This is a genomic window from Sporosarcina sp. ACRSL (assembly GCF_022346605.1).
Classification (GTDB): domain Bacteria; phylum Bacillota; class Bacilli; order Bacillales_A; family Planococcaceae; genus Sporosarcina.
Map to the genome: position 1 here is coordinate 189636 of NZ_JAKRNT010000004.1, position 15620 is coordinate 205255.

Genomic DNA, 15620 nt, shown 5'->3' on the forward strand with positions numbered 1-15620 from the left:
TTATACACTGCAATCGATTGGTTGAGGCTGTAGTTGTGCTTCTTCAAGTAAAGAAGAAGCCGAAATAACTTTCAAACTATCATTTGGATGCTGCCGATTTAAGAGAATTCATTCGAAGTTGTCTAAGTTAATATCCCCGATGTCTGATGAAGACACGCCCGTTTTTCATACATGAGATCCACGATTTTCTCTGACAATGTCATGCCTCCCATTCCCCTAGAGAATACCATACGAAAGTGGTTTTAGAGGAAATAGCTTGAAGAATTTATTCCTCCTTAATTCTCTTGGTTTCCGTGTTTTATTTATCACGAATTGCCTGTAATTTCTCATCAAATCGTTTTCGATCCTCTTCCACGATTTCCGCTGCCGTCTTGCGTTTTCGGAGGACTTTTTTCACTTTTTGTGCAGGTCATCCATCGATTATTCTTCGAATCGTTTTTGCTCCTCCTCTACGATTTCCCTTGCCTTATTGAGTTTGAATTTTGGTCTGATCTTCTTCTTCGTCGACTTTTCGATGTATTCATCCATTCCATGCATCCTCTACAATAAGAAAGCGCGAGACCATCCTCTCAGCCGGTGCTAAAAATTTTTGAGTTGAAATAGAAAGAAAGAGCCGCTCTCTACAGCATTGAGCGGCTCTTTTGCATTTTTTATTTTAAGTCACTCAGTAGCACTTACAATCATTTGGTGAACTTTATCTAAATCTACATTCCCGCCAGAAATGACGGATACAATGTTTTTATCTTTCATGTTTATCTTATTGAACATAGTTGCTGCGATTGTTGTTGCGCTTGACGGTTCAATTAGTTGTTTCGTACGTTCCATAACGAAGCTGAAGGCCTGCCGGATTTCATCTTCGCTCACAAGGACGAGATCGTCTAGATATTTCATCATTACAGGGAAGGTTAGGTCGCCTGGCTGGTTGGATCTTAAGCCATCCGCAATGGTTGTCGTGGCTCCGATTGCGGTGATTTCCTTGTTTTGCAATGATAGGTATGTATCATTCGCAAGCTCAGGCTCTACGCCGATCACTTTTATTTTCGGGTTCGTTTCTTTAATCGCAGTCAGGATTCCGGAGATAAGGCCCCCACCCCCAATAGGGACAATGATTGCGTCGATTTGTTCCACTTGGTCCAAAATTTCTAAACCAACCGTTCCTTGCCCTGCCATTACGAGTGGGTCGTCATAAGGAGGAATGAATACACCGTTTTCTTGATCAGCAATTTCCTGAGCTCTTGGTAATCGCTCAGCAGAAGTAGTTCCGCACATTTCGATCTTGCCATTGTAAGCTTGAATTGCATTTATCTTACACTTGCTAACATTTTCGGGAACGACAATAGTTGCCGAAACTCCATATTTATTTGCGACATAGGCAACGGCTTGCCCGTGGTTGCCTGATGAGGCTGCTGTCACATACTTCCCGCCGTTTTCAATCGCTTGTATGACTTTATTGCTGGCCCCTCGTATTTTAAAGGAACCTGTCTTTTGCAAGTGCTCCGATTTTAAAAATAGCTGATTTCCACATAGTTTGGACAGTTGCTCCGATTGAAGAATCGGTGTTACGTGTGCAATCTCACTAATACGTTTTCTTGCATCTTCGACATCTTTTAAAGAGATCATGTTAGTTCCACCCCTCCGATTTAATATCCTACATCTATCAATTTCCTGAAATACTTTGAATTAATACCCCAAAAAGACTACAGTAATTGAGGCAATGAGACTAAATGAAAAATAGACGGCGCCAAGCAATAGAATCTTTTTAAGACTTGGATACTCTTTTTTATAGGCCGTTTTTTTACTATTTTTGCCTTCGAATTGCCTTATAGATTGCTCTCGTTTATTAATAGTGGAAAAGAAATGTTTGGAAGTAGAAATGAATGCATTGAAAAATCCGGCTTGCAGGACTAGCATCACGCTTCCAATTACTAAAAAGAAGAGCCCGATTAAAAAGATGACATCCAATAAGTGGACAAGATTTGTTGATGAGGAGAATAGCAGCATACTAAAACACAACAGAAAAGGTGCGGTAAGCAAGGTAGTAAACAACAACTTTTTCATAGGTATTACACTCCTCTAACTTCTATGAGATGACCAACAGTAATTTATTTACAATTCAAATTGTTATTGCTAATTAAAATGTAAGCGCTTATAATTGTATAAATATTTAAGAAATATTACAAGGGGGGAACAGAAGATGAGGAATAAAACATGGATGGCATTTATTTTCCTAACAATTTTTGCTCTTGTTTTATCAGGTTGTAACTTCAATAAGCCAGATACTGACAAAGGGAGTACAGATGGGAAAGAAGGCACTACTACTGAAAAAGGCGAGACTGCAAAAGTAGAGCAAGTGCTGAGATTAAGTGCTTCGGCGGAAATTCCGACGATGGATTCAACAAAAGCGCATGACGGTGTTGCTTTCAACGTTTTGAACAACACAAACGAAGGTCTTTATCGTCAAGATGAAAACAATGAAAGTATTTTGGCATTAGCTGAAAAACATGATGTAAGTGAAGATGAAACGGTTCATACTTTCACATTAAGAAAAACGAATTGGAGCAATGGGGATCCGGTAACTGCTGCAGATTTTGAGTACGCTTGGAAACGTGTAATGCGAGAAGCAGGGGCCTATAACTATATGCTCGCGACGGCGGGCATTAAAAACGCAGAAGCCATTATGAATGAGGAAATGGATGCGGATGAGCTCGGTATCAAAGCGACAGGTGATCTTACACTTGAAGTGACACTCGAAAGTCCGAACCCATTGTTTGTCACACTGCTTGCCTTCCCGACATTCCTTCCGCAAAATCAACAATTCGTTGAAGAGCTCGGGGATCAATATGCACTTGAAGCAGAAAATGTATTATCAAATGGACCATTCAAACTTGTTAGCTGGACTCACGAGCAAGGCTGGACATTGGAAAAGAATGAAGACTATTGGGACGCTGACAATGTAAAACTTGATAAGGTTGAAGTGGTTGTCGTAAAAGAGCCTTCCACTGGAGCAAATCTATATGAAACTGGAAAAATTGATCGTACTGTACTAACATCTGCTCTCGTACAGCAATATTCAGACAACGAGGACTTTCAAATTGAAAAAGAATCCGGAATCATCTTTTTACGATTTAACCACAATCATCCGGTTCTTGGACATCCAGAAATCCGTAGAGCCGTTAATATGGCCATTGATCGTGATGGGTTAACGGATATCATCTTGCAAGATGGATCTACACCATTATACGGAGTTGTGGCAGGAGAATATTATTTCTCCCCGGATGGAAAAGACTACCGCGAACTTAACGGCGATATCAATAAAGGGACGCCAGAAGAAGCCAAGGCATTATGGGAAAAGACATTAGCCGAAATTGGAGAAAAAGAAGTCAATGTATCTATTAACATTGCTGACTCTGAATCTCATAAGAAAGTTGCAGAATACTTGCAAGCACAGCTTGAGGATAACCTTCCAGGATTTAAGCTTGAAATTAAGGCGGTACCATTTGCGCAACGACTCGAAATTGAAAAAGCTATCACATATGACCTTTCTTTATCCTCATGGGGACCTGACTATAGTGACCCAATGACGTACTTGGATATGTGGGTGAAAGGCGGATCTGCCAACCGTATGGATTACGACAATCCGAAACTAAACAATTTGGTACAGCAAGCCTATACCGAAACGGATTTAAGCAAACGTTTTGAGATGTTGCTAGAAATTGAAAAAATCTTGTTAGTTGAAGACGCTGCAATCGCACCGCTTTACCAAACGGGAGTTGCCATTCTGAAGAGGGGTACTGTCAAAAAATTGGTCAAACACCCATCAGGCGCTGAATTCTCCTACAAATGGGCTTCTATTGAAGAATAATTTAAACTAAAGCGTCGGAAAAGCGGGGGTGTCCAACTGGTGCACCCCTCTTTTTGATTTATGGACGGAGCAAAGTATTGGGCAAAGTATTTTGGGATAGGGGGGTCAATGTGAAAAGTTACATATTTAAGAGACTGGGATTCATGATCGTTACCCTTTTCGTCATTGTGACCGCCACCTTTTTTCTTATGCAACTTATACCGGGAACACCTTTTACGAATCCCGAAAAGTTAACAGAGAAACAGTTGGTCATTCTTAATGCGAAATACGGGTTGGATCAACCAGTAGCAATTCAATATTTGAAATATCTCGGTAATTTAATTCAGGGAGACTTAGGTTATTCGTTTCAATACGATGGCCGGACTGTTTTCAGTATGATTGGCGATCGAATCGGTCCATCAGCTTTTATTGGCCTGCAAGCACTTATATTCGGCTCAATTATAGGTCTTTTACTAGGCGTTTTTTCCGCTTTGAGACATAACTCTGTATATGATTATCTGTCTGTGACAATTGCGGTTCTCGGTATGTCAATTCCATCATTCGTATTTGCAGCACTTTTGCAATATTACGTAGGTGTAAAACTGGAATGGCTGCCGGTTGCCCTTTGGGAAGGATACTCCAGCACAATTCTACCTTCGTTTGCTTTGTCAGTAACGGTAATCGCGACGGTAGCTCGGTTTATTCGAAGTGAAATGCTCGAAGTGCTCGGACAGGATTACGTCACGACTGCTAGGGCAAAGGGGTTGAACGAGTCGGCCGTCATCGTAAAACACGTCACTCGGAATGCGCTGATCCCGGTCGTCACAATGCTCGGTCCATTGGCGGTATCTATCATGACAGGTACGCTCGTCATCGAAAAGATATTTTCCGTTCCAGGACTCGGGGAGCAATTCACTTTATCGATCCTTGTCCTCGATTACAGTGTGATTATGGGGATTACGCTTTTCTATAGTGCACTATTCATATTAGTCGTTTTCCTCGTTGATATTCTTTACGGGTTCCTCGATCCCCGAATTGACTATAAGGGGGCGGAACAGGCATGAATACAGTTAAAGAGGTAGAACGTATTGATTCGGTGAAACAGAATGTAGCCGAGCCTCCTGATGATTTATTCGTTGCTGCTCCATTGAATCGGGACGTTCGTGAAGAAATATTGACACCGTCCATCTCTTTTTGGAAGGAAGCAAGAGAGCGCCTCTTCAAAAACAAAGGTGCGGTCTTTGCTCTAATTGTTCTTGTTATCTTAACCCTCTTAGCTTTGGTGGGACCAGCAATAAATGAGCATACGTATCGGAGTCAAAACTTAGCGCACTCCAACCTTCCGCCAAAAGTAGATGGACTCGAATGGCTTGGTTTTAATGGGAAAGATGTAAAAGGGAACGATGTCTATGCAACAAGAAATATAGAAGAAAATTATTGGTTTGGAACAGATGAGTTTGGAAGGGATTTGTGGACAAGGGTTTGGAAAGGAACACAAATTTCATTATTCATTGCAATTGTTGCGGCAGCGCTTGACTTGGTAATCGGTGTTCTCTATGGTGGCATATCCGCATTCTATGGGGGACGACTCGATAATGTTATGCAGCGAATTATTGAAGTGCTTGTAGGTATCCCGAATTTGATTGTGATTATCTTGTTTATTCTCATTTTGGAACCCGGGATTACTTCGATTATCTTGGCGCTTGTTGTCACTGGCTGGGTAGGGATGGCGCGTGTCGTGCGTGGGCAAATCTTACAACTAAAAGGTCAGGAATTCATTCTTGCTTCTAGAACGCTTGGGGCATCGAATACTAGACTGATCGGTAAGCATCTATTGCCAAACGTCATGGGGCCGATCATTGTTACGGTCATGTTTACGATTCCAACAGCCATATTTTTTGAAGCATTTCTAAGTTTTATCGGTCTAGGTTTACAGGCTCCGCTTGCTTCACTTGGGGTGTTAATTGAAGATGGCTATAAGTCTATGCGTTTTTTCTCATACAAACTTATTTTTCCAGCAGCAGTTATCAGTTTAATTATGATTTCATTTAACTTGCTAGCAGATGGTCTTCGTGATGCTCTGGATCCGAAAATGAGAAGATAGGGAGGGTCAAACATTGAAAGAGAATATACTAGACGTAGAAAATCTGCACGTTTCATTCAAGACCCGAAACGGAGCAATCACCGCGGTGAGAGGCGTCAGTTTTTCACTGAAAAAAGGGGAGACCCTCGCAATTGTTGGTGAATCGGGTTCAGGAAAGTCGGTCACGGCAAAATCGATTATGCGGTTATTGCCTAAACATAGCACTGTTATTCCGCAAGGCGAGATCAAGTTTGAAGGTCGAGATTTACTAGACCTGCCATTAAAAGATATGCAAAAGGTGCGAGGGTCCGAGATTTCCATGGTATTTCAAGATCCGATGTCATCATTAAATCCAACGATGAAGATTGGTAAGCAAATTATGGAAGGCCTTCAGAAACATCAAACGTTAACAAAGAGTGTGGCAAGGCAAAGAGCGTTGGAAATGTTGGAGCTAGTCGGTATACCGAATGCCGAAAAAAGACTCGATGCTTATCCGCATCAGTTTTCAGGTGGGATGCGGCAGCGTGTCGTGATTGCGATGGCATTAGCCTGTATTCCAAAGGTTTTGATTGCCGATGAGCCGACAACAGCACTCGATGTAACCATCCAAGCACAGATTTTGCGACTTATGAAAGATTTGCAGGAAAAAATGGATACGGCAATTGTACTGATTACGCATGACCTAGGTGTCGTCGCGAACATGGCTGATAAAGTAGCCGTCATGTACGCCGGAGAGGTTGTGGAGTATGGGACGTTGGATGAAATATTTTACGAAACACAACATCCTTATACGTTAGGACTTCTTGGTTCAATGCCAAATTTAAATGCCAAAAGGTCAGAACCACTTATCCCAATTCCAGGTTCTCCTCCGGACTTAGCGACGTTAGGTACTGGCTGTCCTATTGCAGCAAGATGCCCATATACGATGGCAGTGTGTCATGATTATCATCCTCGAAAAACAGAGCTGAGTGAGAGTCACTCTGTATTATGTTGGTTGCAGGATTCCCGCACGCCGAAAAATCATGCACCTGAAACAGTTGGGAGTGCACAGTGATGAAGAGAAATGAAGATTTGTTAGTAATAAAAGACTTGAAAAAACATTTTAAAATAAATAGAAAAGAAACGTTGAAGGCAGTGGATGGAATTAGCTTTACGATTAAAAAAGGTGAAACTCTTGGGCTGGTTGGCGAATCTGGATGTGGGAAGTCCACAGTTGGAAGGACAATCACTCAAATTTATCAACCGACAAGCGGGGAAATACTATTTGATAATGAAAATGTCCATGCAAAGTTTAGTAAAGCGGAACTGAAAAAGAAAAAACGGGACATGCAGATGATATTCCAAGACCCGTACTCATCCCTTAATCCGCGTATGACTGTTATGGAAATCATTTCGGAAGGTTTGCTGATCCATGCACCGAATACATCCGAGAAGGAACGCGAACAACAAGTGAATGAATTGTTGGAACTTGTCGGTTTGAACAAAAATCATTCGGGGCGCTATCCCCATGAATTCAGTGGGGGCCAAAGACAGCGCATCGGCATTGCTCGTGCACTTGCCGTAAATCCGCAGTTTATCGTGGCGGATGAACCGATTGCAGCTCTTGATGTATCCATCCAGGCCCAAATCGTTAACTTATTAAAGACACTGCAAGAAGAAAAAGGGTTGACTTATTTATTTATCGCGCATGACCTGTCGATGGTGAAATACATCAGTGACCGGATTGCGGTTATGTATCTGGGTAAAATTGTAGAGTTGACGGAAAGTGAAAATCTGTATGAAAATCCGATGCATCCCTACTCGGAAGCGTTACTTTCAGCGATTCCACTACCGGATCCTCATCTAGAGCGCTCTCGAGTTCAAATTCTCTTAAAAGACGATGTGCCAAGCCCGATCGACATTCCAAGTGGCTGTCGATTCCACACAAGATGCCCGAAAGCAATGGATGTCTGTTCTAAACTTGATCCCGCATTTGTAGAAAGGCAGCCGGGGCATTTTGTTGCTTGTCATTTATATGATGAGGAACTAATGGCTAGGGAGAAGTGAGTTTTTATAGAATTAGATATTATCAAATCGATGGGGTGTTCACTTGTTTAAACCAATTGAAAATAGGGTTGATACGATTTTTGTTCATGTGACGGATTTAGAACGTTCAATACAATGGTATAGTGATTTACTTGGTTTGCAAATAAGAGAGGGGAATAATACTGGGCCTGTATATACTTTAGATATGGGTGACAGACGTCCTGGTATAACGCTTGATAACCATTGTTTTGAGGAAGATTATAGATTTATTCCATCAAATCAGCCACTCTTTAACCTAAGTGCTTCCGATATTAACGCGGCATATAACCATGTCGCAAAAATGGGTGCCGAGATAATAACGGAAATTATTGTACATCCCGATTTGGCAGAGTTTTCTTTTAAAGATCCTGATGGCAATATCATAATGATTTGTACTTGTATCAGTTAAGTACAAACGTGTACATTGGTCGAAAATTAATGAAGTCAACCATTTTCCGTTAGCTTTATTTATCACAACCAGACCAAGCTGTTTAGCAAGCGGGAAATTAATCAGTATTAAATGGAGGCAACCATTTCTACATGTGGTTGCCTCCATTCGTGGAAATACGACTATGTATTTCCTCAGATAGGGAGGGGTGGTTCGGGTATTACTGTTCATTTCCCCGGACAATAGAAACTTTCCAGTGGCGCATCAAAGAGCATGAACATATCTCGAAATACGTTTCATCGGCCAACTTACCTAAAACCCCTTTAAAGTACCCAGGCAAGTTGAGTATTGCTTTCCTCTTCGGATTTCTTGTCGATTTCCTTGTTATCATGCGGTTTGTTGTCTTCATCCAGGTCGTCCATTTTCCCCTGTTCATCGAACGGCAAAATGATGTAGATGTTGGCGCCCAGCCCGCTCATGACAGGGCGGATGTAGTGGACTTTCTCGATGATTTGCAAGTTGACGAGTTTTCGGATGGCGCGACGGACGGTGATGTTTGACTTCCCGATGGCCTCTTCGATCGTTCCGTGTTTTAAATGGGCAGCACCGTATTTTACCGAGTAGCGGCGGATGACGTCGAGTACGTGACGATCCGATTTCGTCAACTCGTCCCAATGAAGTGCAAGATGCTGTTCCGCTGCTGCGTCCATTTCTGCAATTGTGTTAAAGCGTGCGTATTGCTGAAGATAATGTGTCAATTGTGATTCCCCCTTTACCCTCTATATAGAGGGGAGGGGTCAAAAGGGATACACTTGGTAGAAATAAATTTATGAAAACAAAGAACAACCACTGATTCACGGAAAACCGTGAGAAAAGGTGGTTGTTTTTCAAATAATCAAGTACAGTCGAAAATTTTAAGATAGCGCTCGTAATAATTACGTGTTGCTCGGTACACTGAATTTGCAACACAATGAACTAAATTCGCAACGCAACGAATGCGGATCGCATCACAATGAACTAGAATTGCAACGCAACGAATGCGGGTCGCAACACAATAAAATTGATTCGTATCGCAACGAATTCGGGGTGCAACGCAATTAAAGTAGCCGTCTTGTTAGAGTTTCGAGAGATTATGACTCCTAAAAAGGCAAAAGAAATGCCCTGCAGAGATAATCTCCACAAAGCATTTCAGTATAATTAGGTTAAAAATCAATCCCAATTGCTGCGCCATTACGGCTTGAGTCGGCAACTCCTTTGTAAATGCCTTCTTTCTGGTCAATCCAGATACTTTGGACATTCCCGATCACAGTAGAATCTTCCCCGAATTTATGGCCCATCTTTCGCAATTGTTCCATCACTTCTTCAGGAATGCCTTCTTCATATCGGTAGGAAGAAGTGTTGTTCGTATAGATTCTTGGTTCCTCGACTGCCGCTTTCAGTTCCATGTCATAAGTGATTGAATTGATGATCGTTTGGAGCACTGATGTGATAATTGTCGGTCCGCCTGGTGATCCGACACTTAGCACCGGCTTGCCGTTTTCATAGACGATTGTCGGTGTCATGCTGCTAAGTGGGCGTTTATTCGGTTCGACTTGATTTGCCCCGCCTGGCATGGCGTCAAAATCAGTTAGTTCATTGTTTAGCATAATGCCATAGCCTGGTACCATGATGCCTGTGCCGAATAGTTGCTCGATCGTCGTTGTATAGGAAACGACATTGCCCCATCGGTCTGCGACAGAGAAGTGAGTAGTCTCGCCCGGATTTTTATCGTCAGGTTGTTCGACGACAGCAGTTCCCTTAGCTACACTCTCATATGCCCATGGGTCACCAGCTTCCGGTTTTTCATTCATGGAATCAAGGCTGATCAAGGCTAATCGCTCTTGAATGTAGTCAGGGTGCAATAACCCTTCCAATGGAACGTCGATGAATTCAGGGTCTCCCGCATAAGCGGAACGGTCCGCATAGGCTAGGTGCATCGCTTCCGCAAGCAAATGATACTTCTCCCATGATTTCACGTCATATTGCTCCAGATCCAGGCCGTCAAGGATGCCGAGCATTTGGAGCAAGAATACTCCACCTGAACTCGGTGGCGGCATGCTTGCAATCTGGTAGCCTTTGTATTCGCCCCAGATTGGCTCGTCCAACGTTACGTCGTAAGCTGCCAAGTCGTCTGTTGTCATGGAACCCCCGTATCTCTGAACGACTTCTGCAATGGCCTCTGCAATTTCCCCTTTATAGAATGCATCCGTTCCTTCAGTTTTAATTAACTCAAACGTCTTTGCCAAATCGCTCTGTACAAGTATGTCCCCCTCACGCAATGGTTGTCCGTGCGGAATGAACACATCTTTTGCGGCTGTACGGTAGAGCATTGCTTTATTATCCTCAATAGCTTTTGCGAGTACGGAGTCAATCGGGAAACCGCCACGTGCCAGTTGAATGGCGGGGTCGATCAATTCATCCATAGACATCGTTCCCCATCGTTCAAGTGCGACTTCAAGACCTTTCAATGTTCCCGGAACGCCGACAGCTTTCCCGCTAAGCGATCTTTCGGCGAAAGGAATCGGATCTCCATGATCGTAAAGGAACATATCCGGTGTAGCTCCAGCAGGCGCTCGCTCCCGGCTGTTAACGATAAGTGTTTCATCTGCTTCAGCATTATAATACATAAGGAATCCGCCGCCTCCGATGCCCGACATCATCGGTTCGGTAACGTTCAATGCAAATTGGATCGCAACCGCTGCGTCAATCGCATTCCCTCCATTTTTAAGAACTTCCGCTCCGATTTGACTCGCAAGCGGATGGGCTGTCGTCACCATACCGTCCATGCCGGTCGCCACTTGACGGACATTGTCATAATCCATATCCAATTCCTTTGCCATCCCCACAGGCAACATACTGAACACGAGCATCAAACTTAACGGAACTGCGACTAACCACTTCAAACGTTTCTTCATTACCCCACCCCTTAAAAGTAGTTGTGAACCGCTAACCTTCTCACCAGAGCCTCCCTTCATATTTGTTAATAATTGTAGTAAATAGGCTACAATAATATAACTATGCTGAATTAATAGATAAATTACCAACTATATAACTTGGATTCTAGGTAAGTGGTAAGTGTGTCATTGAAAAAGAACAACCACCCTTCCCACGAAAACCGTGAGAAAAGGTGGTTGTTCTTATTTAATTAAAATGTTGGATTGGAAGATCTGGTTCCATTCCGAAGTACGGCTGTCCGGATATGTAGTTGCGTTTCGATTGGTGTGAGTGGCTGAGCAGCATATGTAATTTCGCCTTCTGTTGCATGACGGTGTAGTGGGATACCGGGACAGTGATGACTGTTTTGTTGCTGAACGTAATTTTAGTTTTTGCTTTTCCGACCTTTTCCGCTTTGAAAAAATGGCTGAAGATGTAGATGCATTCCGGATTATCGGACGACACTGTTGGGAATACACCTACATCGTCTGAAATGAGGAATGGCGGCTTTTTATGGTAGTTCAGCAGTTTCTTCGCCGCATCTTTACGCCCTTCCTTGGAAGAATGGTGACGTAAGCACGCCTGTTTTAGTAATTCGACCGGACTTGTTCTGGAATAGTAAACGCCATGCGTCGTAATAATCTCGGACAAGTACGTACCGGAAAAGACAGGTCGTAGTGCCAATGCCCGAAAGTCTAGCAATAAACTATCATCTCTCATACTTAATCCTCCCTTATTATGATATATACCTAGAGTACCATACAATTAGTGCGAATGTAACAAAAATAGTGATTTATTTCAATATTGGTTCAACTAACCAATATTATGACCCATTCAAATCATAAGTTTAGAGCGTCAAACGTTATAAATGCTCATTGGTCATCTACATTTATTCCACCTAAGATGGGAAGTACCCGGGAATAAACTGAATCGTGCACGATCGGAAAGGTCAACTTCGTGTTGAATTTTGAAGACGTGTTAGCGCAATATGAACCAATGATCTCCGCCTGCATCCGCCAGCTCAATATTTACCGAGAACACGAACAATACAGGCAAACAGGACGTGTAGCCCTTTGGCGAGCATGGGAACGATTTGACGAGGAGAAAGGGGATTTCACGCCATACGCCTACCGCACCATCCGCGGCGCCATGTTGGACGAATTGAGAAGAGAGGGCCGGTTCGAGCAGCACTTTATGCCGGCGGAAGATGATATGTTGACGTTATGGATCGATGCGGAAGATGATGGAGAGGAATGTGGAAATGACCGGCTCCATCAGGCACTCGAGCAACTGACTGATGAAGAAAGAAAATTGTTGAAATGGCTTTTCGTTGAGAGGTGTACGCTGGCTGAGTGTGCTAGGCGAATTGGGATTTCTGTGGCGGGTGTGAAGAAACGAAGGGAGCGGTTGTTGAGGAAGATGAGGGGGGTGATGGAGGGGGAAGTGATTTGAAGTGAGTGGTTGCAACGCAATGAAAGCGGTGTGCAACGCAACATAGATGATTCGCAACGCAATGAAAACAGCGTGCAACGCAACAAAAGTCATTCGCAACGCAATGGAAATTGCATGCAAGGCAACGTAAGTCGTTCGCAGCATAATGTAAACTGCATGTACAACAACGATTTCTTTAAATAAGAATAGGAAGTCAATGGTCGACTACATACCATTGGCTTCCTATGTTTTATATTCACGTGATAAGTAGCTTGTAAGCTGGTCGTATCAAAATGAAGTGTATTTGCAACAAAAAGAAATCATTCTGCAATACAACATACTACGGTCGCAACACAATGAAAAGCGTGCAACGCAATGAAAACCGTCCGCAACACAATATTAAGTAAACGCAACAAAACGAATACAAACTGCAACACAACGAAGCCTCAACGCAACACAACGAAACTACTTCATTTCTTCTTCCTCAATACTCCCATCCACATTCATCCATCTTTCTCACAATTTGAACTTTACAACTCATCAGTAGTACTATTAACATTGAATACTATTACATAGGTTGGAGAGTTGACTGTGAGAAAAGTGCTATTCCTAATCTTGTTAGTGATAATTTCAGGGTGTGCCAAGGATACGCCAATGGAAATGCAACTGACAAACGTAAACGGGGAAAAACATGTTTTAGAAGATTTGTTAGGAGAAAGGGGAACAATTTTATATTTTTCTGGGACGTGGGTTAGTTCATCAAGTACCTTGGAATATTTGAATGAACAGAATGCTGACTATAAAAAGAATGGGATACAAGTGTATTTTATTGATCTATCGAACGGCGATGAAAAAGCTAGAGATTTTATAAACGAGCATAATGTAACTTTAGATTATTTTGTAGACGGTAAACAGTTGGCGGAAAAATATGATGTCTTGACACTACCCACTACCGTCTTTATAAATCCCTACGGACAGACGGAAGTCAGTTATGCGAGTGAGATTGAGTCGGAAATTATTGAGTCGATCATACATAAGTGGTTGGATAATGAAGTATCGGGAAATTCGCAAATTAGCCGAGATGTTCTTGCAGATGGAGACATAGCGATCAGCAAGGATATCACTACGTTTTACGAAAGTATGATAAATGGACAATATGATATGGTCTATGATTTTCTACGTGTTCCTTTCCTGCCGACAAAAGAAGAATACATCAGTTATAAAGAAAATGAACCGGAGAAATTAGTCGGTTATGAAATTTTGGAGGATCTCACAAAGGAGGTCAAAGAGAAAGAGGGAAAGGTTATTCTAGTAAGAAAAACGTATATTGACCAAAATGAGAATGAATTTATCGTTGAGGTAGTTGATGAGTTTCGAAAGGATTCTGCGACTGGTATTTGGAAATACACAGGTCAATACTATGAAAACTTAAAAACAATTCGACTAGGATCACTATTAGAATCGAGCAGCGGTGATTACGATCCGTCATTTTACTTTTCGTTACTCGGCAAATCGAGAGATATGATTATTCATATTTTAGGAGAGCCTGAAGTGAATTATGAAGCTGAATATGAAAGTGATCAACTATCCTATTTACAATACCCTGAAGTGTTTTTGGGATTAACACCGGATTTTCAAGTTGCAAGTGTTGCACTCAATACGATTAAAGGAGACGCATCGATTGATGATATTATCAATCGATTAGGTGATCCAGACTATGAAGACTACGATGGGGAAAATCTAGAGGGCAGTACATACATTGGTTATGAGTATAGTGACAATGTAATTGAATTTCATTTCTCAAGTGAAAATAATGTTGTGACGAGCATAGTAATGCGTTAAAGAAAAGGCAAAAGAAAAGGTGCCTGTGCAGCACACTATTCAGTTTATTCACTACAATTGTATAAATAAAAGAAGAGAAGTCGAACTATACAGCGTTTTTTCGACTTCTCTTAGTATATATATGCTTTTTAATGAATTGTCATAAATGCACCTAACACAGGCACCGACGCAATTTGTTCATTAAGAGATAATCTGTCAAAAATATTCAAAGTCAGCCATGATGTGAATGGCTGACTTTTCTTTTTGGAGCGTTAACATATTACTTCAATCATACAGACGATCCGATACTTGTTGCAATTTCCTTTCTTGCTTTTCAAGTAATTCTCGTTGTTGATTCAGCTGCTTCTTTAGCTCTTCTTCCCGTTGTTTAAAGGCCAATTGAACCTCTTTATGTCGTTGGTCTTCCCTGGCTTCCTGTTCATAGAGATTGATCGCTTCTTTAAGGGTTTCAGCGCGATGATTCGCAAAATATCTTGTTATTTTTCTCATCGCATCTGTATGCCAGTAATTTTCTGGAACTACCGAATTCTCTCTTAGGTCGTCCAAAAGATCGATGATCGGCCCAGCTAACTGTGTACTTTGTTCATCAAATTCCTTGCAAGCACTCTCATAATTAATTGTAATCAAGGCTTTTCTAGAGCTGAAATCAATCTTTTTGAAGATGAATTTGAATGGCTTGGATATGTAATAAAAAATAGTGACTGTAATCGCGAAAATGAGAATTTTACTGAAGAACCCTTGGAAAACAAATACACACCAAAGTGGAATCGCAAAGATGATCAGCGCTAAGATGGCATTAAAATAAATAGGTAACGGATATGTACGTTCATAATAGCCATATAATCCAAACTTTAATGGATCTTTCAATTCAAAAATTCGATATTCTTCTTTCAGACGGTCTAGTTCATATACCCGGGGTGCGGTATAGTCCAGATTGGCAACAACATCTTCTTTACTCATAGTCCCTCTCCTCAACTAAAAACTTTTTACTAGAACAA

14 protein-coding genes are annotated in these 15620 nt (G+C 41.9%); 8 read left to right on the plus strand and 6 right to left on the minus strand.

The window, feature by feature from the left end; genetic code table 11:
* Window positions 1-660 precede the first annotated feature (660 nt).
* The gene (locus MHZ92_RS07850) at window positions 661-1620 is read right to left on the minus strand and encodes a threonine ammonia-lyase (RefSeq protein WP_239431114.1); all 960 of its coding nucleotides are present in this window, start codon (window positions 1618-1620) and stop codon (window positions 661-663) included.
* 60 nt (window positions 1621-1680) lie between these two features.
* Complete coding sequence (locus MHZ92_RS07855; RefSeq protein WP_239431115.1) at window positions 1681-2058, minus strand: DUF3899 domain-containing protein; 378 nt, start codon at window positions 2056-2058, stop codon at window positions 1681-1683.
* Between the two features lie 136 nt (window positions 2059-2194).
* Between MHZ92_RS07855 and MHZ92_RS07860 the strand changes: the two genes are divergently transcribed.
* From MHZ92_RS07860 to MHZ92_RS07885, 6 genes are all read left to right on the plus strand, one after another.
* Window positions 2195-3862, plus strand: coding sequence for a peptide ABC transporter substrate-binding protein (locus MHZ92_RS07860; protein WP_239431116.1), 1668 nt, complete (start codon window positions 2195-2197; stop codon window positions 3860-3862).
* A gap of 110 nt (window positions 3863-3972) precedes the next feature.
* Window positions 3973-4905, plus strand: coding sequence for an ABC transporter permease (locus tag MHZ92_RS07865; protein WP_370644657.1), 933 nt, complete (start codon window positions 3973-3975; stop codon window positions 4903-4905).
* Complete coding sequence (gene opp3C / locus MHZ92_RS07870) at window positions 4902-5945, plus strand: oligopeptide ABC transporter permease (protein ID WP_239431117.1); 1044 nt, start codon at window positions 4902-4904, stop codon at window positions 5943-5945. The genes MHZ92_RS07865 and opp3C overlap by 4 nt, the downstream gene beginning before the upstream one ends.
* A 13-nt stretch (window positions 5946-5958) precedes the next feature.
* Window positions 5959-6978 (plus strand): ABC transporter ATP-binding protein, encoded by a 1020-nt coding sequence (locus MHZ92_RS07875; protein ID WP_239431118.1) that lies wholly within the window; start codon window positions 5959-5961, stop codon window positions 6976-6978.
* On the plus strand, window positions 6978-7970 hold the full coding sequence (locus tag MHZ92_RS07880) for an ABC transporter ATP-binding protein (RefSeq protein ID WP_239431119.1): 993 nt from the start codon (window positions 6978-6980) through the stop codon (window positions 7968-7970). Before MHZ92_RS07875 ends, MHZ92_RS07880 begins: the two co-directional genes overlap by 1 nt.
* A gap of 43 nt (window positions 7971-8013) precedes the next feature.
* Window positions 8014-8397 (plus strand): VOC family protein, encoded by a 384-nt coding sequence (locus tag MHZ92_RS07885; protein ID WP_239431120.1) that lies wholly within the window; start codon window positions 8014-8016, stop codon window positions 8395-8397.
* Window positions 8398-8699: 302 nt separating this feature from the next.
* Here MHZ92_RS07885 and MHZ92_RS07890 read toward each other — a convergent pair whose 3' ends face one another.
* The 3 genes from MHZ92_RS07890 to MHZ92_RS07900 all read right to left on the minus strand — a co-directional run bounded on the left by MHZ92_RS07890 (window position 8700) and on the right by MHZ92_RS07900 (window position 12069).
* Window positions 8700-9134, minus strand: a complete 435-nt coding sequence (locus MHZ92_RS07890; RefSeq protein WP_239431121.1) for a hypothetical protein — start codon at window positions 9132-9134, stop codon at window positions 8700-8702.
* A 444-nt stretch (window positions 9135-9578) separates the two neighbouring features.
* Window positions 9579-11330, minus strand: a complete 1752-nt coding sequence (ggt, locus tag MHZ92_RS07895; protein ID WP_239431122.1) for a gamma-glutamyltransferase — start codon at window positions 11328-11330, stop codon at window positions 9579-9581.
* Between the two features lie 226 nt (window positions 11331-11556).
* Complete coding sequence (locus MHZ92_RS07900) at window positions 11557-12069, minus strand: competence protein ComK (protein WP_239431123.1); 513 nt, start codon at window positions 12067-12069, stop codon at window positions 11557-11559.
* Window positions 12070-12306: 237 nt separating this feature from the next.
* On the opposite strand from MHZ92_RS07900, the gene MHZ92_RS07905 reads away from it, so the two are divergent.
* Together MHZ92_RS07905 and MHZ92_RS07910 are read left to right on the plus strand one after the other, a co-directional pair.
* A complete protein-coding gene (locus MHZ92_RS07905) occupies window positions 12307-12801 on the plus strand; it encodes a sigma-70 family RNA polymerase sigma factor (RefSeq protein WP_239431124.1) in 495 nt (164 codons plus the stop codon).
* A gap of 570 nt (window positions 12802-13371) precedes the next feature.
* Window positions 13372-14622: a peroxiredoxin family protein gene (locus MHZ92_RS07910; RefSeq protein WP_239431125.1), complete on the plus strand. Its 1251-nt coding sequence runs from the start codon at window positions 13372-13374 to the stop codon at window positions 14620-14622.
* A gap of 264 nt (window positions 14623-14886) precedes the next feature.
* Here the strand turns inward: MHZ92_RS07910 and MHZ92_RS07915 are convergent, their stop codons facing one another.
* Window positions 14887-15582, minus strand: a complete 696-nt coding sequence (locus tag MHZ92_RS07915) for a hypothetical protein (protein WP_239431126.1) — start codon at window positions 15580-15582, stop codon at window positions 14887-14889.
* Window positions 15583-15620: the final 38 nt, after the last annotated feature.